This is a genomic window from Pseudoalteromonas sp. B160, assembly GCF_037162485.1.
Classification (GTDB): Bacteria; Pseudomonadota; Gammaproteobacteria; order Enterobacterales; family Alteromonadaceae; genus Pseudoalteromonas; species Pseudoalteromonas rhizosphaerae.
This window is the reverse complement of sequence record NZ_JARLUX010000001.1, coordinates 2,092,323-2,114,945: the sequence shown is the minus strand read 5'-3', so window position 1 is coordinate 2,114,945 and position 22,623 is coordinate 2,092,323. Positions and strand designations below refer to the sequence as shown.

The following is a 22,623-nucleotide window of genomic DNA, read 5'->3' as shown; positions in this document are numbered from 1 at the left end:
TAATTTGCTATCATGGCAGTTAGTTCAATAATAAACCCTATAAGATGAAATTCCTATGTTAAATTGGTCAAAAATCGATACTGTGCTGCTAGATATGGATGGCACTTTGCTCGATCTCCATTTTGATAATCACTTTTGGCTGACAGTGATCCCTGAGCAACTCGCTATCGCAAAGAATATTAGTTTGGCACAAGCCCAAGCGGATATATTAAAACGCTATCAAGCCGTTAGCGGTCAAATCCAATGGTATTGCTTAGATTACTGGGAACAACAACTTAATTTACCTATTATGGAGCTAAAATATCAGCATCAGCACCTCATTAAAATGCGTGAGGATGTACCTGCATTTTTAACATCGTTGCGAAAAGCGGGTAAAGAGTTGATTTTACTTACCAACGCACACCCGGAAAGTGTCATGCTCAAGTTTGAAAAAACCAATATTGATAACTATTTAGATGGTGTGGTGTCGACTCATCAATATGGTGTGAGTAAAGAGCAGCAAAGCTTATGGCAGCAAGTACAACTCGATTTAGGTTTTGATAAGCAGCGTACGCTGTTCGTTGACGACAGTTTAGCGGTACTAAACGCCGCAAAAGAATATGGTATTGGCCATTTATTGGCGGTTGCAAACCCAGATAGTAAACAACCGCACAATGAAATCAGTGACTATTTGAGCGTCACTGATTTTCGTGACATGCTGCCTTAATTTTTAGGGTAGCGAGCCTCTAAGCCTTGATATACAAGCTTTGCAAAATCAGCATGTTCCGTATTCAGGCTTTTAACGACCTCAACTAAATGCTCGTTATCTTCTTTGCCATGCCATTCTTTAATGTAGCTACCATCTTTATAACCATGATCTTGGCGGAAAAAATTAAGCGTATTTTTACCTACATAGCCTCGATATAAATCATCAATATCCATACCTATTAGCGCCATACATCCAGCGAAGGCTGCGGCGTTAAAGGTTTTCTCAGCGACGGCTGACGCGGCGAGAATTTCTAACGTTTGTTTGAAATCATCAGCTTGTTGCGGTGCACTTAACTGTTGTTCCAACTGCTTAGCAAGATCTAAATAACTGGTCTCACCATCAATGCGTAACGATAAACCGAAGTGAAAAATATCAACCAATTCTAAAATAACTTGCTCGGTATCTGGAGTTTGCTTTTTCCACCATTTCCAACCGTAATGATCAAGCATTTCAGCGCATTCAACCCAAATAGCGCGATACCATTCAAAGCCTTGGCTAAACCATTGATCATGAACTTTGGTGTTCATGGCATTTTGCATTTCTAGCATCACCACTAGTTTATTTAAATTGGCAGACATATCTCTTCCGGTTACTATTTTTTAATTGTAGTTAATAATACAGATAAATACTCTTCGATGAAATCGATTCTACGTGCTGATTGTGGTTAATACGCAGAGGTCGCTAACACAAATATTGCCAATATAGCTAAGGGCATTTCATTACGCGGCACCCGAGGATATTTTGCTAACTGAAAACTGACGGCTACCTACCTGTAGTAAATTCTTGCCATGAATTAATCAGATCAACAAAATCTTCAAAACCACAGCCACTACTTAAACCATTTTCCTCGAGCATAAGCTCATCATCTTGATAAGCAAATAAATCTTCAGAGTCTTGGTGCAAGGCATGGGCTTCAAAAATGGCTTCATCTTTATTTAAGATCAAATCAATTTCTTGGCCCTGTAGCGTTAACGGCTCAAAACTACTTGATACTGAGGCTATTAAAGCTTGTACCATAGCAATTTTGTCTTTGCCGATCTCTTCATTTAACCAACGGCCAATAACCGCATGTTCACTGCTAATTTTAATCCGCAAGCCACTTATTGGATCGCGTATAAATTGGTATTCCATAACTTTACCTAAATACAACTAATGATCGGGATTATACCCTAGTCAGTGCTGAATAAATAAAGCCAGTGACAAAAATAGCGCTAAAAAGCGCTATTCTTTGAAGTGATACAGCTACCGATAAGATCTAAACCGCGCGGCATCAATGATTGCCCAAATATAGACGATCGGCAGTAATATAAAACCAATCGCAACATAAATAAGCGCGCCACTAATAACCCACGCTAGGAAGAAACCAATTGCCGCCATGATCCGGCCTTGAACTAACTGCCCTAAACCTGGGAAAAATATATTACAAATCGCTGCGATAACATTACCGCCTGAACCTTGCTCTGCCATGTTAACCTCAATTATTAATTTAATTTTATTCTTATCTACTTACATTCTTCATGCCAATTATTTAGTTATTAAAAATCAATATGTTAAAATCAACGGTAATACGAAGAACTAGCTAAAATCGTGATTTTTACTAAATATAAGTCAAATTGGCGATATCACTTCACACCCTTGATCTAGCTTAGCTAAAAAATGACTATAAATGAATCATTAAGTTTTTAAAGCCTTTAGACTATGTATTAAATTAACTGGTTATAAAAACAGTATTTTATTTAGCCTAACAAAAACACCTGTTATACTGCTTTTAATATTGATTGAAAAGGCGTGATGATGGACGTTTCAGAATTACTCGACGGTTTAAATGATAAACAACGGGATGCAGTTGCAGCCCCACTCCAAAATATGCTGGTGCTTGCTGGCGCAGGCTCTGGGAAAACTCGAGTACTCGTTCATCGTATCGCATGGTTAATGCAGGTTGAGCAAGCCTCCGCTTATAGTATTTTTGCAGTAACCTTTACCAATAAAGCAGCTAAAGAAATGCGCACGCGCGTTGAACAAGCCCTTCAAGCACCAGTAGGTGGTATGTGGATTGGTACTTTCCATGGCTTATCACACCGTATATTGCGCGCCCACCATCGCGAAGCAAACTTACCAGAAGCGTTTCAAATTTTAGACTCTGATGATCAACTTAGAATGATCAAACGCTTATTAAAAGCCATGAATATTGATGACAAAAAATGGCCTGCAAAACAGTTTGGCTGGTATATCAGCGCCAAGAAAGATGAAGGTCTGCGCCCCAAAGATATCCAAGCTTACGACATCAACGAACAAATGATGCTTAAAGTTTACACCGCTTATCAAGAAGCATGTGATCGAGCCGGATTAGTTGATTTTGCCGAAATCTTATTACGTAGTTTTGAAGTACTAAAAAATAATCCAACCTTACTACGTCACTACCAGCAACGTTTTGCCCATATGCTAGTAGACGAGTTTCAAGATACCAACACCATTCAATATGCATGGCTTAAATTATTAGCCGGCGATACCAACAGCATCATGATCGTAGGTGATGATGACCAAAGTATTTACGGTTGGCGTGGTGCTAAAATTGAAAACATTAAGCGCTTTTTGACCGATTTTAAAGCCGAAACTATTCGCCTTGAACAAAACTATCGCTCTACTGCCACTATTCTAAAAGCGTCCAATGCACTTATTCAAAATAACTCAGACCGAATGGGTAAAAGCCTCTGGACTGATGGCAATGATGGTGAACCTATTTCTGTTTATGCCGCTTTTAACGAATTAGACGAAGCGCGCTTTGTAAGCAGCAAATTACGCAGCTGGTTAAACGCTGGTAATGCCCTACAAGATGCGGCGATTTTATATCGTAGTAACGCGCAATCGCGGGTACTTGAAGAAGCCATGTTACAAGAAGGCTTGAAGTACCGCATTTACGGCGGTATGCGCTTCTTTGAACGTCAGGAAATTAAAGATGCGCTGGCATATTTACGGCTCGTAGGTAATCGTCAGGATGATGCTGCATTTGAGCGAGTGATTAACACTCCTGCTCGTGGCATTGGCGATAAAACCTTAAGCCATATTCGCGATTGTGCGCGTAGCGAATCATTGCCATTATGGTACGCCGCCAAAGCCATCGTAGAACAACAACATTTATCAGGACGTGCGGCGACGGTTGTTACTAAGTTTGTTGAACTGGTAGAACATATTGAAGATAAAATTGGTGATCTCACTTTAGAAGAGCAAGCGAAATACGCTATTCAAACATCTGGTTTAATGGCGATGTACCAAGCAGAAAAAGGCGAAAAGGGCCGCGCCCGGTAGAAAACTTAGAAGAGCTGATCAGCGCCTGTGGCCAATACGAACTCCCGGAAGATGAAGAGTTTAGCTCACCACTGCAAGGATTCTTGGCTTATACCTCACTGGAATCCGGTGATGGTCAAGCTGAAGAACATGAAGATGCAGTGCAAATGATGACGTTGCACTCAGCGAAAGGCTTAGAGTTTCCACTCGTATTTATGGTTGGTGTTGAAGAAGGCATGTTCCCATCTCAACAAAGTAATGAAGAATCAGGTCGGTTAGAAGAAGAGCGTCGTCTTTGTTATGTCGGCATGACTCGCGCCATGGAAAAACTCTATATTAGCCATGCCGAGAGCCGCCGTCTTTATGGTCAAGAAAAGTACCACAGTCCATCACGCTTTTTACGTGAAATGCCTGAAGATTGTATTGAAGAAATTCGTATTAAAACTCAAGTATCGCGACCACCCGCAGCAGGACGATTTAGCTCATCAGTAAGTCATGCCGTATTTGAAGAAAGTGGCTTTAGCTTAGGACAACACGTATTACATGCAAAATTTGGTATGGGAACGGTTATTAATTACGAAGGCAGTGGCGCTCAATCTCGCGTACAAGTGAATTTTGATGACTTTGGTAGTAAGTGGTTAGTAACTGTTTATGCACGACTACAAGCCATTTAACTCGTTAATAAGTAATATCCTACCGCAAATTGCCTATGCTAAACATAGGCAATTGCTACTCATTACTGGCGAACAAAACTGGTGTTATCAACAGGCTAATGAGTTACTAAAGCAACTTTGCCATCCGCTTGTTAAGGTATTATCAACTAGTGGCGAACTCACTGACAGTAGCTGGCCTGAACATACTCATCAAATTCTTGGCCAAGAATTTCAGCATGTTATTTATGACGGTTTTAGTGGCTTAGTGCCAGACAAATTTGCTGCTCTTAGTGGCACTGTTCAGGCTGGCGGTTTATTTATTGTATTGTTGCCAGAACTTGATGATTTACACTATTGGTGTGACCCAGCACTGGCCGCCTTTCAATCATTTGCTCAACAACAACAGCAGAGTTATTTTAACCAACGCTTGGCATGCTTACTCCAGAGTAATTTGTATCTGCACCTGAGCCAACAATCAGGCTGGCAAACGTTACCAGAAACAAGCCAGCTAGCAGGTAAAATAAACCTAACTGAACAGCAATTTTGCATCGAGCAAATCATTAGAACTGCCAACGGTAGAGCCAATCGCCCTTTATTGATCAGCGCAGATCGTGGCCGCGGAAAATCGGCGGCTTTAGGGCTTGCTACTGCAACACTTAACGATAAAAAAATACTCATTTGTGCACAGCAGTTTAACGCCCTACACAGCTGTTTTAAACACTTTGCCGCAGCACGAGGATTAAGCTATCAAACTCGGGATAAACAACTCGCCAACTTGCATTATATTGCACCCGATCAATTACTAAATGAACTACCTGACTGTGATGTATTGTTGGTTGATGAAGCTGCTGCGATCCCAGTACCATTATTAATTAAAATGCTCACGCATTATCCCCGCATTATATTTGCCAGCACTATGGTAGGTTATGAAGGGAATGGCCGCGGGTATACTTTAAAATTCAAACGTTACCTAGAGCAACATTATAAAAATATGCATAGTGTTACTCTAGAGCAACCAATTCGCTTCGCAGCGAATGATCCGCTAGAACAGCATATTTGTAATTTGTTAGCACTTGACGCCGATTATCAAGATATTACGCTAGACACCAGCGCTCTGCTCTATTCTGAACTGACTCCCCAACACCTTGCTGAAAATGAAGCACTACTGCGTCAAGTCATTGGGCTATTAGCATTAGCGCATTATCAAACTAGCGTGAATGACTTGCGCCACTTACTCGACGCGACAGAGCAACGCATCTTTGTATGTCAGCAACAAGGCGTTATTATTGCAGTATGCCTAATTGCAATTGAAGGCGGTTTAACCGCAGACTTGAGTCAACAGGTTGTTAGTGGTCAACGTCGCCCACAGGGGCATTTGATGGCGCAAACATTAGCACAGTTAAGTGCTAATGCTGACGTACTAACAAGGTTGTGTGCTCGTGTTGTGCGCATTGCTGTAGCTCCATCACAGCATAGTAAATGTATTGGTTCACAACTTATTGCTCATTGTGAACAGCAACTAGCATCGAGCTGTGACTGGTTTGGAGCCAGCTTTGGCGCTAATGCGAGCCTACTCAAGTTTTGGCAAATGGCGGGGTTTAGTTTAGTTAAACTAGGCTTTATGCAAGATAAAGCGACTGCAGAACATGCAGCTCTTGTGGCTAAAAGTTTAACTGATCGCAGCTCGCTAATTAAAAATCTGAAAACTGATTTTCAATCAGACTTTGCATTGCAACTACTTGATCATTTCAATCAGTTAGATCAACAATTAGTCGAACAAGTACTGCGTGACTGTGCTCAACATAACGCTGATAACATCCAAGATACACGTCTAGCTGCATTACTAACAACAGATTACCAAATTTTTACCATCAAACCTTTATTGTGGCGGACACTTTGGTGCACACCAAGCAGCTTATCTAATTGCGATGAAAATACCAAATGTCTTTTTATTAGACTAATATTACAAAACTGGTCATCACAAAAGGCACAAATAGTTTTACAGATCCGTGGTAAAAAATCACTCGATAAACTATTCAAACAGGCTGTTACTAATTGGTATGAACAATACTTACTTAAAAATTACCTTAGCGTTCTTCTCTTCTTTTCATTTTCACATAGCAATTTCGCCTATGCCGAGAACAAGCCAGCGATAAAATTAGGCATGTCTACCGCGTTAACAGGACCTGCCAAACAAATTGGTGAACAACTTTACCTAGGTAGTAATATCTATTTTAACAAGCTAAATAAAAACGGAGGTATCAACGGAGCACACGTAGAATTAATAGTCGCCGACGATGGTTATGAACCAAAACGCGCAGTAAGCAATACTCGTCGCTTTATTTATCAAGACAAAGTAGATGCGCTATTCGGTGCAATGGGAACTCCAACAAGCTTTGCTGTTTTACCAATCCTTGAACAACTGCAAATTCCATATTTAATGCCTTATAGCGGCGCTAAATTTTTGCATTATCAGCCAACAATTAATGTATTCAACATAAGAGCTAGCTACGATGATGAAGCTGACGAGCAAATAAAATACCTAGTCGAAGAAAACAATCACACACGTATTGGGTTTTTAATTCAAGCAGATGAATTTGGTCTTGTAGTAGAATCTGGATTGCGAGAATCGCTCGCCAAACACAATCTAAAGCCAGTTAAAGTCGCTCGCTATCAACGAAATAGTAATGATATTAAGGATGCTCTCAAAGCACTAAAAGCCAGCGGTGCTACTGCCATTTGCTTAGTCGGCACATACAAACCATTATCTGAATTTATAAATAGCGCATATGAACAACAGTTTATGCCTGACTACACCAGTATATCTTTTGCCTCAAGCAATGACTTATTTGCTCGCCTAAAATACCCCAGTAAACTTATGGCGACCGAAGTATTCCCTAACCCTAATAAATGTAACGCTTATTGGTGCACTGAATTCTTCAAAGATATGGTTGCAGCGCAAGTTAGCACACCTAGTCGTCTGCACTTTGAAGGCTATCTCAATGCAATGGTGTTTAGCGCCGCAGCACAACGCTGCCCGCAACCACTGCAACATAATTGTTTAATGCAGCGCCTAAATATTATTTTTAGTGAAGATAAACAAATAAACGCGTTATTCATCAATAAAACTGATAAAAATAAGCATACTGTCTATCGCTCTGTGTTTTAACAAAATAGCTGCGCTTTCTAAATAATGTTCTATTATTAAGCTATATATTTAGGAAGTGAGGACACTATGGACTTAATTAATTTTAGAGTAGGCCAGAAAACAATTTCATTAAAAATTCTCGACATACTTTTAACTGAACGCTTTGAAGATAATTTAACCTCATTACCTAACGACAATAAAAGTTTTATTGGCGTTAAAGACTATATGGAAACCCCCACTCCAATATTTGATCTAGGTATTATTCTCAACAAACAATCAACACAAGATACCAACTTATCATTAGTGAATTTATTTAGTGAGTGGGAACAAAAACAACACGAATGGTTTTTCGCACTTGAAAATAGCATTAACCAAAATCAACCTTTTAACCACAACACTGACATTCAGCAATCTAACTTTGCAAAATGGTACAGCAGCTTTAAAACCGAAAATGAAGATCTTAAAGCAATTATAGAACGATTTAAGATCCCTCATGCACGCTTGTATAGTCGTGCTAATAAGCTAATTGAACTAGTAAAAAAAGGCAATCCAAAGCAAGCTCTTATTGACCTAAATATTGAGCGAAACAGCAATTTTATGCAATTAATTAGACTGTTCGAATCAGCCAAAGAACAAATTATTTTAGATTATAAACCAATCATCATTTTCACAACTAAAGATGGTAGAAACCCACATATAGGACTACTTGTTGATAAAGTCGAGGATAATATCAGTTATAAAAAAGAAGATATCAAGCCTTTAGATAAGCTAACAGATGTAGGTTTTGACATTGACCCGCAGACCAAAAATATGATGCGAGGATTAATAAAACTTGAGCATAAACATAGCGTACTCATAGACCCAAGTGCAATCTTTAGACCTGATCACTTAATGCATCAACATGCTGAAGAAACAGCTGAATATGGGTTGTTTTAGAAGTGCATTTTCTAGATAGCAGTTCCTTTTAAAGGGCGCTAGTTTCTCAAGATTAAAAATGGCGCACACATGTCAAAGGTTAACACTGACGGCTCGAAGCCATTAGCTTTCCTACAGACGTAAAAAAGCCGCTTCATTTCTGAAGCGGCTTTCTCAATTTGGAGCCTGGCAATGTCCTACTTTCACATAGCAAATGCTACACTATCATCGGCGCTGTTTCGTTTCACTACTGAGTTCGGCATGGGGTCAGGTGGGTCCAAAACGCTATTGTTACCAAGCAAATTTGGTGTTAATCGCGTTAGCAATTAACTGAAATTTGGAATTCTGATAATAAAGTTTTCAGTAAATCTACTTTAGTCTATTAACTTCTTGCGCTATCAACTATCACATAAAACGCGTTTGGCGTTGTATGGTTAAGCCTCACGGGTAATTAGTACAAGTTAGCTTAACATATCACTATGCTTCCACATCTTGCCTATCAACGTTGTAGTCTTCAACGGCCCTTCAGAGAGCTTATAGCTCTAGTGAGAACTCATCTCGAGGCCTGCTTCGCGCTTAGATGCTTTCAGCGCTTATCAGTTCCGAACGTAGCTACCGGGCAATGCCATTGGCATGACAACCCGAACACCAGCGGTTCGTTCACTCCGGTCCTCTCGTACTAGGAGCAACCCCTCTCAATTCTCAAACGCCCACGGCAGATAGGGACCGAACTGTCTCACGACGTTCTAAACCCAGCTCGCGTACCACTTTAAATGGCGAACAGCCATACCCTTGGGACCGACTTCAGCCCCAGGATGTGATGAGCCGACATCGAGGTGCCAAACACCGCCGTCGATATGAACTCTTGGGCGGTATCAGCCTGTTATCCCCGGAGTACCTTTTATCCGTTGAGCGATGGCCCTTCCATTCAGAACCACCGGATCACTATGACCTACTTTCGTACCTGCTCGACGTGTCTGTCTCGCAGTTAAGCTGGCTTCTACCATTACACTAACCGTACGATGTCCGACCGTACTTAGCCAACCTTCGTGCTCCTCCGTTACTCTTTGGGAGGAGACCGCCCCAGTCAAACTACCCACCAGGCACTGTCCGTAACCCCGATTCAGGGGCCAACGTTAGAACATCAAAACTACAAGGGTGGTATTTCAAGGACGACTCCACAAAAACTAGCGTCTCTGCTTCTAAGTCTCCCACCTATCCTACACATGTAGGTTCAATGTTCAGTGCCAAGCTGTAGTAAAGGTTCACGGGGTCTTTCCGTCTAGCCGCGGGTACACAGCATCTTCACTGCGATTTCAATTTCACTGAGTCTCGGGTGGAGACAGCGTGGCCATGGTTACACCATTCGTGCAGGTCGGAACTTACCCGACAAGGAATTTCGCTACCTTAGGACCGTTATAGTTACGGCCGCCGTTTACCGGGGCTTCGATCAAGAGCTTCTCCGAAGATAACCCCATCAATTAACCTTCCGGCACCGGGCAGGTGTCACACCGTATACGTCATCTTGCGATTTTGCACAGTGCTGTGTTTTTAATAAACAGTCCCAGCCACCTGGTCACTGCGGCTCCAATCAGCTTAGGGAGTAAATCCCATCACCAATCGGAGCGTACCTTCTCCCGAAGTTACGGTACGATTTTGCCTAGTTCCTTCACCCGAGTTCTCTCAAGCGCCTTAGTATTCTCTACCTGACCACCTGTGTCGGTTTGGGGTACGATTCGGTATAATCTGAAGCTTAGAGGCTTTTCCTGGAAGTATGGCATCAGCAACTTCATCACCTTAGTGACTCGTCTCGTGTCTCAGCCTAACAGCAACCCGGATTTACCTAAGTCACTAGCCTACTCACTTTCACATGGACTACCAACGCCATGCTTGCTTAGCCTGCTCCGTCCCCCCATCGCAATTATACCAAGTACGGAAATATTAATCCGTTTCCCATCGACTACGCCTTTCGGCCTCGCCTTAGGGGTCGACTTACCCTACCCTGATTAACATGGGATAGGAACCCTTGGTCTTCCGGCGTGCGGGTTTTTCACCCGCATTATCGTTACTCATGTCAGCATTCGCACTTCTGATACGTCCAGCATACCTCCCGGTACACCTTCAACCGCTTACAGAACGCTCCCCTACCACTCAGAATAAATTCTGAATCCGCAGCTTCGGTGCATAGTTTAGCCCCGTTACATCTTCCGCGCAGACCGACTCGACCAGTGAGCTATTACGCTTTCTTTAAAGGATGGCTGCTTCTAAGCCAACCTCCTGGCTGTCTGGGCCTTTCCACATCGTTTCCCACTTAACTATGACTTTGGGACCTTAGCTGGCGGTCTGGGTTGTTTCCCTCTTCACGACGGACGTTAGCACCCGCCGTGTGTCTCCCGGATATTACTTTACGGTATTCGGAGTTTGCAAAGGGTTGGTAAGTCGGGATGACCCCCTAGCCTTAACAGTGCTCTACCCCCGTAAGTATTCGTCCGAGGCTCTACCTAAATAGATTTCGGGGAGAACCAGCTATCTCCCGGTTTGATTAGCCTTTCACTCCTAGCCACAGGTCATCCCCTAACTTTTCAACGTTAGTGGGTTCGGTCCTCCAGTTGATGTTACTCAACCTTCAACCTGCCCATGGCTAGATCACCGGGTTTCGGGTCTATACCTTGCAACTAGTCGCCCAGTTAAGACTCGGTTTCCCTACGGCTACCCTATTCGGTTAACCTCGCTACAAAATATAAGTCGCTGACCCATTATACAAAAGGTACGCAGTCACCCAACAAGTGGGCTCCTACTGCTTGTACGTACACGGTTTCAGGTTCTATTTCACTCCCCTCACAGGGGTTCTTTTCGCCTTTCCCTCACGGTACTGGTTCACTATCGGTCAGTTGGGAGTATTTAGCCTTAGATGATGGTCCACCTATATTCAGTCAAAGTTTCACGTGCTCCGACCTACTCGATTTCACTTAAAAGGGATTTTCATGTACGGGACTATCACCCTGTATCGTGGCACTTTCCAGAGCCTTCCATTAACACCAATTAAGCTTAAGGGCTGTTCCGATTTCGCTCGCCGCTACTTTCGGAATCTCGGTTGATTTCTTTTCCTACGGGTACTTAGATGTTTCAGTTCTCCGCGTTCGCCTCGTTAACCTATGTATTCAGTTAACGATACCTGCAAGCAGGTGGGTTTCCCCATTCGGAAATCCTAGTCTCAAGTGCTTTTTACTAGCTTGACTAGGCTTATCGCAAGTTAATACGTCCTTCATCGCCTCCAACTGCCAAGGCATCCACCGTGTACGCTTAGTCACTTAACCATACAACCCAAACGGGTCTTTGTTTCGTGACAGTTTAACTTCGCCAGAAGTTAATATTGAATACTAAAGTAGATACCAATCAACAAACGTAAAACGTTCATTAAATGGCACTGAATGATACTGCTATCATTCTTTTTTACTTTTGAAAACTCTGTACAAATAACAATGTTATTCATACGAATTTTATTATCAGCTTTTCCAAATTTTTAAAGAGCAAGAGATACAAAAACCTCTAAAAATTAAACACACTCTATTCTCAGGCGATTATGCTGCCCGATAAAAGAATATTTATTTTTAAGAAGTAAGTGGTGGAGCTAAGCAGGATCGAACTGCTGACCTCCTGCGTGCAAGGCAGGCGCTCTCCCAGCTGAGCTATAGCCCCACATATGCTGGTACTTATTGTTTGTATACCGACTTCTTTTTAAGACAAGGCATAAGTTGAGGCCGTTTAGTTCACTAAACAACGACGCTTACAACGCAGTATTAAGAAGAAGTGGTGGGTCTGAGTAGATTTGAACTACCGACCTCACCCTTATCAGGGGTGCGCTCTAACCAACTGAGCTACAGACCCAAACAATAAGTGTTTGTTCTCTTTACAATAACAATCATCTGTGTGGACACTACGAACAAATAAGTTCTAAATCGTATAAGGAGGTGATCCAGCCCCAGGTTCCCCTAGGGCTACCTTGTTACGACTTCACCCCAGTCATGAATCACTCCGTGGTAAACGTCCTCCCGAGGGTTAGACTATCTACTTCTGGAGCAACCCACTCCCATGGTGTGACGGGCGGTGTGTACAAGGCCCGGGAACGTATTCACCGCGTCATTCTGATACGCGATTACTAGCGATTCCGACTTCATGGAGTCGAGTTGCAGACTCCAATCCGGACTACGACGCACTTTAAGTGATTCGCTTACTCTCGCGAGTTCGCAGCACTCTGTATGCGCCATTGTAGCACGTGTGTAGCCCTACACGTAAGGGCCATGATGACTTGACGTCGTCCCCACCTTCCTCCGGTTTATCACCGGCAGTCTCCTTAGAGTTCTCAGCATTACCTGCTAGCAACTAAGGATAGGGGTTGCGCTCGTTGCGGGACTTAACCCAACATCTCACAACACGAGCTGACGACAGCCATGCAGCACCTGTATCAGAGTTCCCGAAGGCACCAAACCATCTCTGGTAAGTTCTCTGTATGTCAAGTGTAGGTAAGGTTCTTCGCGTTGCATCGAATTAAACCACATGCTCCACCGCTTGTGCGGGCCCCCGTCAATTCATTTGAGTTTTAACCTTGCGGCCGTACTCCCCAGGCGGTCTACTTAATGCGTTAGCTTTGAAAAACAGAACCGAGGCTCCGAGCTTCTAGTAGACATCGTTTACGGCGTGGACTACCAGGGTATCTAATCCTGTTTGCTCCCCACGCTTTCGTACATGAGCGTCAGTGTTGACCCAGGTGGCTGCCTTCGCCATCGGTATTCCTTCAGATCTCTACGCATTTCACCGCTACACCTGAAATTCTACCACCCTCTATCACACTCTAGTTTGCCAGTTCGAAATGCAGTTCCCAGGTTGAGCCCGGGGCTTTCACATCTCGCTTAACAAACCGCCTGCGTACGCTTTACGCCCAGTAATTCCGATTAACGCTCGCACCCTCCGTATTACCGCGGCTGCTGGCACGGAGTTAGCCGGTGCTTCTTCTGTAAGTAACGTCACAGATAGCCTCTATTAAAGACTACCCTTTCCTCCTTACTGAAAGTGCTTTACAACCCGAAGGCCTTCTTCACACACGCGGCATGGCTGCATCAGGCTTGCGCCCATTGTGCAATATTCCCCACTGCTGCCTCCCGTAGGAGTCTGGGCCGTGTCTCAGTCCCAGTGTGGCTGATCATCCTCTCAAACCAGCTAGGGATCGTTGCCTTGGTAAGCCATTACCTTACCAACTAGCTAATCCCACTTGGGCTAATCTTTTGGCGTGAGGCCCGAAGGTCCCCCACTTTGGTCCGTAGACATTATGCGGTATTAGCAGTCGTTTCCAACTGTTGTCCCCCACCAAAAGGCATATTCCCAAGCATTACTCACCCGTCCGCCGCTCGTCAGCAAAGTAGCAAGCTACTCTCTGTTACCGCTCGACTTGCATGTGTTAGGCCTGCCGCCAGCGTTCAATCTGAGCCATGATCAAACTCTTCAATTAAAAGTTTTTTGTCTTTCGACAGCTCAATGAATTCTGAATTTATTTAATATCTTTCGATATTGAATTGACTGTGCCGAAGCAACTTATAAATAAGTTACTTCTGTTGGTCACTCAGCTTCTCTTTCGAGAAATCACATTGAGACTCTAAATTTTTTTGCCTTGCTTAGCGAACTAAGCTTGGCTGTTAGAACTCAATCTGTACGAGTGCCCACACAGATGATTGCTTTATATTGTTAAAGAACGTTGCGACATTGTCGCTAGGGATGCGTATAATACATCCTTTATTTTTCGAGTCAACACTTAGTTTTAAACTTTCTTGCGAATATTTAAAACCGAAGTTTTATTTAACTCTCTGAGTTGTTCGTGCCTCGCTATGCGTTGGCGTTTCCCGTCTCAGTGGGGTCGCATTATAGGGAGATCCAAAAACAGATCAACACTTTTTTTGATCTTTTTTGATTTAATTGACTGTTCGAACAAATTTAGTGCATAAAGGTGGTTTTTAATACAATAAAAGGGCTTTTACAGCCCTTTTGTTACTTAACAATAAACTTCCAACCAGCTTTTGCTTGCTGTTTAGACTCTTGTTGGAGCTCACTTGCCATTAGCGGGTGCGCTTTTAGCCAATCATTTTCAAATATTAGTGTTAGAGCGTCATTATTAACAGTTAATACTAATTTTGGTAATACATCATCTTGGCGACGCATTGATAAGATCACTGCGATCCTAAGCAACCGTGTTACATACTGAGTAAGCTGAGCATGGCAGCCTAAATACTCAAAAACATTCTTTTGCAGATCTGAACGATGTGCATTCGCTACAGCCGCAATAATTTTATGCTCCGATTGTGAAAAGCCTGGCATATCGGTGTTTTCTAAAATATAAGCGGTGTGCTTTTGATATTGCTTATACTCAATTAACAAACCAATCTCATGCAATTGCGCAATCGCTTTTAGTAAAGGCAGGCCACTATTGTTGAATAGTGGCCACTGCTCGCTGACTTGAGCTGCGAGGTGACTGGCGAGTTCTGCAACTCGGTTCGCTTGTTTTTGATCGACATGATAACGGCTCATCAGGCCATCAACTGTGCGCTTTCGAATATCATGATTATGAAACTCAGGGATCATGCTATAAAGCACACCTTCACGAAGTGCGCCTCCTGCTAATCCCATTTTATCAATTTCAAGCGCTTCGAATAAAGCAATTAAAATAGCGAGCCCTGACACAAAAACTAAACGTCTTTCTTCACTAAGCCCAGGTAAATCTAGCTCAGCGATGGTCTCATAGGCGATCGATTGCTTTTTAATTTTATTGAGTTTATCTAAACTCAGTGTTTCATCGAGTGATTGTGCCACCATAATTTCTTGGATAGCTTGTACAGTACCCGATGCACCTGATGCAATCTCCCAACCCGCCACTTTATAACTTGGCGCTATATCATCAATAACTACTCGTGCGGCTTTAATAGCAGCATTGAAATTAGCGTCATTGAGTTTACAGTCTTTAAAGTAACGTTCTAGGTAGGTAACACAGCCCATGTTTAGGCTTTTATAATGTAGTGCGTCGAATCCCTTACCTATAACTACCTCAGTACTGGCACCGCCAATATCTATTACTAGTTGGCGACCACTACATGAAGATGTATGCGCAACGCCTTTATAAATAGTGCGCGCTTCTAGCTCACCACTAATGACATTAATTTTATGCGCAAGGATTTGCTCGGCTTTGATTTTAAATTCATCAGCATTCGTTGCTAAGCGCAAAGTAGCGGTGGCAACAATAGTAATGTTGTTTTTAGGGATATCTTGAAGACGCTCTGCAAATAGTGCGAGACATTCCCAGCCTCGTTGCATTGCTTCTGTGCTCAGTAAATTATCATCATTTAGCCCTGCGGCTAATCTGACTTTGCGTTTAACTCGGCCTATTGTTTGTAAGCCGCCAGCAATTGACTTAGCGATCAACATGTGAAAACTGTTAGAATCCTAAATCAATTACTGCATAAACATTTTTTTGCGGTTTAAGTTGCCCCACCGTTCAAAAACCTCTAGTTACTACTACGACTATAACGACGGTCGCAATTACGACCGTGCTTTTTGGTAACTATTGTTTGGTCTACGTCCGCTGTTGTTACTACGACTACGTGGGCCTGTTGAATAATTACGCTTTCTTTGAATAGTAGGCTTAGTTAAATCATCAAGCAATGCACTTTTATCATAATGTGATAAAGGAATGCTGTGCTCTATGTATTCTTCAATTTCATGAAGATTATATGCGTACTGCTCACATGCAAAACTAATTGCCTTACCTGATGCCCCAGCGCGTGCTGTACGGCCAATACGATGAACATAATCTTCACAATCATCTGGTAAGTCGAAGTTAAATACATGACTCACTTCAGGGATATGTAAGCCACGAGCAGCAACATCTGTTGCCACAAGGAAGTCTAAATCACCTTTAGAGAATTGCGCTAAAATTGATTGGCGTTTTTTCTGATTTACGTCACCAGTGAGCATTCCCACCTGGTGTCCATCAGACTTTAACCATGCATAAACCGTTTCACAGCTATGTTTAGTATTTGCAAACACAATGGCTTTCTCAGGCCATTCTTCTTCAATCAAAGTTAATAACAGCTTAACTTTATCTTCTTGAGAAGGATGAAATAACTCTTCAACAATGCGCTTGCCAGTTTTCACATCAGGTTCAATTTGTACATGCTCTGGGTTTGTCATGTGCTCAAACGCCAGTTCTTGAACGCGATACGATAACGTTGCTGAAAATAATAAATTAAGGCGTTGTGATGTATCCGGCATACGGCGGAACATATAGCGAATGTCTTTTATGAAACCCAAATCAAACATACGATCGGCTTCATCAAGTACCACTACTTCGATTTCATTGAGGGTGTAACACCCTTGTTTATATAAATCGATTAAGCGCCCTGTGGTGCCAATTAAAATATCAACGCCTTTTTCTAATTGTGCACGTTGTTTTTCGTAATCTTCGCCACCATATACTAAACCTAAGTTAAGATTACAGTGTGGCGCTAAAATTTTTGCATCTTTGTGGATCTGAATCGCAAGCTCCCGAGTAGGGGCCATGATCAGGGCTCTTGGATGTTTACTAGGTGCTTTGCTAGATTGTAATAACCGATGGCACGTGGCAGTTAAAAACGCCAACGTTTTGCCTGTACCTGTTTGTGCTTGACCCGCAATGTCGCGGCCATCACAAATAAAAGGTAGGCATTTAGCTTGTATGGGTGTGCAATATTCAAACCCACTTTCGGTTAACCCGCAACCACTTCCGGTGCAATAGCAAAGTCTGAAAACTTTTTATCGGTCAAATGTGTCTTAGTCATAGCGTTTAAGCATAACGTTTAAACTTGCAATAAGAAACAAGAGTGTTTAAATACGCATTAAATAATTCGCCTAACTTATCGGAGAGCGCAATGAGCGAGAAAATTATTCAATTAACTGACGATGGCTTTGAAGCTGACGTTTTACAATCAGACAAGCCTGTATTAGTTGATTTTTGGGCAGAATGGTGTGGACCGTGTAAAATGATCGCGCCAATTCTTAATGAAGTGGCAGAAGAGTTTGATGGCCGTGTTGTAATCGGTAAATTAAACATTGACCAAAATGCGGGCACACCACCTAAATTTGGTATTCGTGGTATCCCTACGTTACTTCTTTTCAAAGAAGGCCAAGTTGCGGCAACTAAAGTGGGTGCACTTTCTAAAACTCAACTTGTTGAGTTTTTAGAAAACAACATCTAAAAATATGCCTAAAAAAAGGGCAACTGCCCTTTTTTTAATTTTTTTGTATAAAGACTGGACGCCTAGCGAATGACCTGCTAGTTTATAAAGCCAACTAATCCTTAGTTTACCAACAAACCTCTCTCACTAATCAATATCGATTATATGAGCATGATAACTGTAATAAAGAACCCACCAATATGCATTTACGCGAATTAAAAGACAAGTCGATCAAAGAACTTGTAGACTTAGCTGAGTCCATGGGGCTCGAAAACGTAGCCCGCTTAAGAAAGCAAGATATTATCTTTGCTATCCTTAAAGCCCACGCCAAAAGTGGAGAGAACATTTTTGGCGGTGGTGTATTAGAAATCTTACAGGATGGTTTTGGTTTCTTAAGATCATCAGAAGCCTCTTACCTTGCTGGTCCTGATGACATTTATATATCACCTAGCCAAATTCGTCGTTTTAGTATGCGTACTGGTGATTCTATAATGGGTCTCATACGTCCACCTAAAGACGGTGAACGTTACTTTGCATTACTAAAAGTAAACGAAGTAAATTTTGATAAACCTGAAAACTCTCGCACGAAAATTCTTTTTGAAAACCTTACCCCGCTACATGCAAACGAACGTTTACGTATGGAACGCGGTAATGGTAGCACCGAAGATATTACTGCTCGAGTACTTGATTTAGCCTCACCAATTGGCCGTGGTCAACGTGGTTTATTAGTAGCACCGCCTAAAGCGGGTAAAACAATGCTACTACAAAATATTGCGCAATCGATTACCCATAACCACCCAGATGCGACATTGATGGTACTACTTATCGATGAGCGTCCAGAAGAAGTTACTGAGATGCAACGCCTAGTAAAAGGTGAAGTTATTGCATCAACGTTTGATGAACCAGCAAGCCGTCACGTACAAGTTGCTGAAATGGTAATTGAAAAAGCAAAACGTTTAGTTGAGCACAAAAAAGATGTAATCATCTTACTGGATTCAATCACACGTTTAGCACGTGCTTATAACACGGTAATTCCTTCATCAGGTAAAGTACTTACTGGTGGTGTTGATGCTAACGCCCTGCATAAACCAAAGCGTTTCTTTGGTGCTGCGCGTAACGTTGAAGAAGGCGGTAGTTTAACTATTATCGCAACTGCGCTTATCGATACCGGCTCTAAGATGGATGAAGTTATCTACGAAGAGTTTAAAGGTACTGGTAATATGGAATTACACTTAAATCGTAAGATTGCTGAAAAACGTGTATTCCCTGCAATCGACTTTAACCGCTCAGGTACCCGTCGCGAAGAGCTACTGACTAAACCTGATGAACTACAAAAAATGTGGATTTTACGCAAAATAGTTCATGAAATGTCTGAAATTGATGCCATGGAGTTTTTAATTGATAAACTCTCTATGAGCAAAACGAATGATGAATTTTTTGATTCGATGAAGCGTCAATAATTCTCTTTACTAGATTCTAAAATGCCTGTTAATACAGGCATTTTTTTTGCCTATCCCTAAATCTCACTCCTATTATAAATTTGTTTTATTAATCTCTTTGCTCTGTTTCCTATAGACGAAAATCATCAGACTGCGCAGTATTGAGTAAATATTAAAACTGCGATTATTTAAATCTAGCACGCAGTAATGCCACTCAATAAAACGCTCAACTCGCCTTATTGGTTAGTAGTAACTTATAGCCTTAATGTAACGACCCATTAAGCTTATATATCGCTCTTTTAAGTCAGCTGTTGTGATAGCTGCTTAATCAAATCATCTACTAATTCTTTTACGTCTGCATCACTACTGGGGTTATGTTTTTGTGATAAGAGTGATTTATCTAAGCACATCGCTGCATTAGCTACATCAGTTAATGAAAATATCTGTGCGGCACCAAGGATACGATGGCTATCTTGCTGTAATGCAATATAGTCCTTTGCTGCAAGGTGCTGTGTAAGTGACGCTATTTCATCATCAAAGCTGGCAATAAAACTCGTCACTAAATCGCTAATATCAGGATTAGCTAAAGGTAGCGTGCTGGTACTATTTAAATGCGCTGCGAGTGCCTGATAAAACGCTTCTTTTTCTATTGGCTTACTTAAATAGCCAGTAAATCCCATCGCTAAGTAATTATCTATTTCATGACTCATTGCATTAGCTGTTAACGCAAAAATAGGTTTATTAAAACCACACTTATGTAACAGTTCAAATGCACTAAGGCCATCCATTACTGGCATCTGTATATCTAATAAAACAACATCTGGAAATTCACTGAGGCACTGTTCAACTGCTTGCTCACCATTACTTACTGAGATCACTTCAAGGCCAATCGACTTTAAAAAGCGCGTTATTAGTCTACGATTGTCGGGATGATCTTCTGCTAATAATACTCGCCCAACTAGACCTTTAGTTGCAGCTGGTTTTGAGTTGTCGGTAGCAATAAGGGTTGGCGCATACTCTTTACATGGCACATTAAAAATAAACTCACTGCCTTTACCATGCTCACTTTCAACACTAATATAACCCCCCATCATAATTGCTAATTGCTGGGAAAGACTCAAACCAAGTCCTGAACCACCGAACCTGCGGGTGATGGTATTATCGCCTTGTTGAAAACATTCAAAAATGTTTTTTATTTGCTCTGTATTCATACCAATCCCCGTATCAATCACTTTAAAGCATACGCCTTGTTCGGTGTGATTAATATCCAGAGTAACACTGCCGTGCTCGGTAAATTTGATCGCATTAGTCAGTAGGTTTATTAGTATTTGCTTAACGCGGATCATATCTAACTTAGTCCAATAACTCGAGCCTAAGTGATTTTCTAATAGCAGCGTTAAACCTTTACTTTTAGCCTGCATACTTGACATAGCATAAACATCATTAACAAGCTCCACGAGGTCAAACTCGCTAACATGTAAATCTAAACGGTTTGCTTCTATCTTACTAATATCGAGCACATCATTAATCAAATCTTTTAAATGATCGCTATGTTTTTTAATAACTAACAATTCTGTTTGTAATTGCTGGGGCTGATATAAACCATGCAATAAGTCGTCTGTTTGCCCTAAAATAGCGGTAAGTGGTGTGCGTATTTCATGGCTGATATTAGCCAAAAACTGGCTCTTAACTTGATTCGCGGCACGTAGCTCTTGTGCCACATATTGTAATTCTTGAGTACGTTGCTCAACTTTTTGCTCTAATTGGGCTTTAGCCTTTTTTTCGATTGCACGGCGATATAATACAACTGCACAGATCAATACCAACATCAGCACAATAGACAGTAAAATAGTTAACTGTGAACGTTTTTCAATCTTTAATTCTTGTAGGCTACGCTCTTGTTTAAGCTGTTTAATTTCTTGGTTTAACTGGTTCGACTGAAACTGAGACTGAAATACATTTAACGCTTTCATGACCTCTTCACTGGTTATGCTACGTTGATAATCAACAAACTGTTGGTGCAGATGAATAGCCCGCTTATAGTCACCGGCACCAGCGCTTAATAACGCCTCGATACCTAAGCCGTCTTTAATACGCAATTCATCTTTATATTCTTTGGCTAGTGATATTGATTGTTGTAAATTTTGCTCCGCAATATCAATATCCCCCATCACTAATTGCACTTTAGCTAAAACATGTAAAGAAGCTAACCGTAAGGATTGATTATCTATCTGCTGAGCGTATTTTTGAGCTGCTTGTGCGTGATACAAAGCAGCATCCAACTCATCGATTTTTAAATTTATGTTAGCTAAGTTGGTATGCTGTACAGATAACTGATAGGCATCATTTACACTTTGATAATAGCGTAAAGCGAGCTGGTAATAGTGCAACGCTAATTGATTTTGACCCGACTCAGTATAAGCAACACCCATATTGCCATAGGAACGAGCAATCCCCTCTTCATCACCCAATTGCTGAAATACATCGAGCACTTCGCGATAAATTTCGAGTGCCGAATCATAGCTAGATAAACGAATATAGATGCCCGCAATATTATGAAGAATATCAGCTTTGTCTTGCGCGCTACCATCTATTTCATAAAGTGCTTTTGCCTGCTGGTAATGATCTAAAGCAAGCTCCATGTTGTGCATATTAAAATATGCAAGGCCAATATTACTTAGCAAGTTGGCTTGTTTTAATGGACTCTTTAAACGTACCGCTAAGTTTAACGCACGGCTGTAATCAATAATGGCTTGTTGTAATAAACCTTGAAAATATTGCACCACGCCCTGCATTTTTATTGCTCGAAAATGTAACTCAGGCAGATTTTCAAATGTACTATGCTGCTCAAGCAACTGATAATAATGCAATGCTTGGGGATAATTACTCAACTCAAACGCACGCTCAGCTAAACCAGAATAAATAGCAACTTGTTGCTGATTTGATAATTGTGTAGACAGTAACTGGGTTGCTAACAGCTGCTTTTCAGACCATTCATCCGTAACTTTAAATTGTTCAAAAAGTGCTACTTGTTGTTGAGCATTACCTGATTGAGAAAAAACGCCAAGCATACTAATAGAGCAAATAAATAATAGGCGCTTAAACTGACCCAGCATAATTTTTTCCTTGGAATTTTGTTAGCAGTAGAAGCTATGATAGTTTAGTCAAGATACACCAATAA

At 41.6% G+C, this 22,623-nt stretch carries 9 protein-coding genes, 2 tRNA genes, 3 rRNA genes and 4 pseudogenes; 7 read left to right on the top strand and 11 right to left on the bottom strand.

The annotated features are described in order from the left end of the window. Window positions 1-55 precede the first annotated feature (55 nt). Window positions 56-706: a GMP/IMP nucleotidase gene (yrfG, locus tag P4S61_RS09765; RefSeq protein WP_145242565.1), complete on the top strand. Its 651-nt coding sequence runs from the start codon at window positions 56-58 to the stop codon at window positions 704-706. Here yrfG and P4S61_RS09760 read toward each other — a convergent pair. The 3 genes from P4S61_RS09760 to P4S61_RS09750 form a co-directional block, all read right to left on the bottom strand. After that, on the bottom strand, window positions 703-1,326 hold the full coding sequence (locus P4S61_RS09760) for a dUTP diphosphatase (RefSeq protein ID WP_145242567.1): 624 nt from the start codon (window positions 1,324-1,326) through the stop codon (window positions 703-705). The genes yrfG and P4S61_RS09760 overlap by 4 nt on opposite strands. Window positions 1,327-1,510: 184 nt before the next feature. Next, entirely contained in the window at window positions 1,511-1,879 is a 369-nt protein-coding gene (locus P4S61_RS09755) for a YacL family protein (RefSeq protein WP_145242569.1), read from the bottom strand. Between the two features lie 111 nt (window positions 1,880-1,990). Beyond that, window positions 1,991-2,215 carry a hypothetical protein gene (locus P4S61_RS09750; protein ID WP_145242571.1) on the bottom strand — a complete coding sequence of 75 codons (225 nt, stop codon included), beginning with the start codon at window positions 2,213-2,215 and terminating at the stop codon, window positions 1,991-1,993. A 327-nt stretch (window positions 2,216-2,542) separates the two neighbouring features. Between P4S61_RS09750 and uvrD the strand changes: the two are divergent. From uvrD to P4S61_RS09730, 4 genes and pseudogenes are all read left to right on the top strand, one after another. Then, window positions 2,543-4,707 (top strand): annotated as a pseudogene (gene uvrD, locus P4S61_RS09745) (DNA helicase II). Further along, window positions 4,685-6,742 (top strand): annotated as a pseudogene (locus P4S61_RS09740) (GNAT family N-acetyltransferase); the annotation flags it as partial. The pseudogenes uvrD and P4S61_RS09740, both read left to right, overlap by 23 nt. Window positions 6,743-6,850: 108 nt before the next feature. Then, window positions 6,851-7,855, top strand: coding sequence for an ABC transporter substrate-binding protein (locus P4S61_RS09735; RefSeq protein ID WP_337118895.1), 1,005 nt, complete (start codon window positions 6,851-6,853; stop codon window positions 7,853-7,855). Between the two features lie 66 nt (window positions 7,856-7,921). After that, window positions 7,922-8,770: a chemotaxis protein gene (locus P4S61_RS09730; RefSeq protein WP_145242578.1), complete on the top strand. Its 849-nt coding sequence runs from the start codon at window positions 7,922-7,924 to the stop codon at window positions 8,768-8,770. Between the two features lie 163 nt (window positions 8,771-8,933). On the opposite strand, the gene rrf is transcribed toward P4S61_RS09730, so the two are convergent. The 7 genes and pseudogenes from rrf to rhlB all read right to left on the bottom strand — a co-directional run bounded on the left by rrf (window position 8,934) and on the right by rhlB (window position 17,607). Continuing rightward, a 5S ribosomal RNA gene (rrf, locus tag P4S61_RS09725) occupies window positions 8,934-9,048 on the bottom strand. 131 nt (window positions 9,049-9,179) lie between these two features. Continuing rightward, window positions 9,180-12,066, bottom strand: a 23S ribosomal RNA gene (locus P4S61_RS09720). Window positions 12,067-12,372: 306 nt separating this feature from the next. Beyond that, a tRNA-Ala gene (locus P4S61_RS09715) sits at window positions 12,373-12,448 on the bottom strand. A 112-nt stretch (window positions 12,449-12,560) separates the two neighbouring features. After that, a tRNA-Ile gene (locus P4S61_RS09710) sits at window positions 12,561-12,637 on the bottom strand. Window positions 12,638-12,713: 76 nt separating this feature from the next. Beyond that, window positions 12,714-14,255, bottom strand: a 16S ribosomal RNA gene (locus tag P4S61_RS09705). Together the 16S, 23S and 5S rRNA genes with 2 tRNA genes alongside form the textbook arrangement of a ribosomal RNA operon. Window positions 14,256-14,788: 533 nt before the next feature. After that, window positions 14,789-16,283, bottom strand: a pseudogene (gppA, locus tag P4S61_RS09700) (guanosine-5'-triphosphate,3'-diphosphate diphosphatase). Between the two features lie 47 nt (window positions 16,284-16,330). Continuing rightward, a pseudogene (gene rhlB, locus P4S61_RS09695) lies at window positions 16,331-17,607 on the bottom strand (ATP-dependent RNA helicase RhlB). A 90-nt stretch (window positions 17,608-17,697) separates the two neighbouring features. Between rhlB and trxA the strand changes: the two are divergent. Further along, window positions 17,698-18,024 carry a thioredoxin TrxA gene (trxA, locus tag P4S61_RS09690; protein ID WP_145239901.1) on the top strand — a complete coding sequence of 109 codons (327 nt, stop codon included), beginning with the start codon at window positions 17,698-17,700 and terminating at the stop codon, window positions 18,022-18,024. A gap of 179 nt (window positions 18,025-18,203) precedes the next feature. Continuing rightward, the gene (rho, locus tag P4S61_RS09685; protein ID WP_064666866.1) at window positions 18,204-19,463 is read left to right on the top strand and encodes a transcription termination factor Rho; all 1,260 of its coding nucleotides are present in this window, start codon (window positions 18,204-18,206) and stop codon (window positions 19,461-19,463) included. 278 nt (window positions 19,464-19,741) lie between these two features. On the opposite strand, the gene P4S61_RS09680 is transcribed toward rho, so the two are convergent. Beyond that, entirely contained in the window at window positions 19,742-22,558 is a 2,817-nt protein-coding gene (locus P4S61_RS09680) for an ATP-binding protein (RefSeq protein WP_337118199.1), read from the bottom strand. Window positions 22,559-22,623 lie beyond the last annotated feature (65 nt).

What these genes read in the sequence shown, in the direction of transcription:
- yrfG (WP_145242565.1), top strand. Translation starts at nt 56, where the DNA reads ATGTTAAATTGGTCAAAAATCGATACTGTGCTGCTAGATATGGATGGC.
- P4S61_RS09760 (WP_145242567.1), bottom strand. Translation starts at nt 1,326, where the DNA reads ATGTCTGCCAATTTAAATAAACTAGTGGTGATGCTAGAAATGCAAAAT.
- P4S61_RS09755 (WP_145242569.1), bottom strand. Translation starts at nt 1,879, where the DNA reads ATGGAATACCAATTTATACGCGATCCAATAAGTGGCTTGCGGATTAAA.
- P4S61_RS09750 (WP_145242571.1), bottom strand. Translation starts at nt 2,215, where the DNA reads ATGGCAGAGCAAGGTTCAGGCGGTAATGTTATCGCAGCGATTTGTAAT.
- P4S61_RS09735 (WP_337118895.1), top strand. Translation starts at nt 6,851, where the DNA reads ATGTCTACCGCGTTAACAGGACCTGCCAAACAAATTGGTGAACAACTT.
- P4S61_RS09730 (WP_145242578.1), top strand. Translation starts at nt 7,922, where the DNA reads ATGGACTTAATTAATTTTAGAGTAGGCCAGAAAACAATTTCATTAAAA.
- trxA (WP_145239901.1), top strand. Translation starts at nt 17,698, where the DNA reads ATGAGCGAGAAAATTATTCAATTAACTGACGATGGCTTTGAAGCTGAC.
- rho (WP_064666866.1), top strand. Translation starts at nt 18,204, where the DNA reads ATGCATTTACGCGAATTAAAAGACAAGTCGATCAAAGAACTTGTAGAC.
- P4S61_RS09680 (WP_337118199.1), bottom strand. Translation starts at nt 22,558, where the DNA reads ATGCTGGGTCAGTTTAAGCGCCTATTATTTATTTGCTCTATTAGTATG.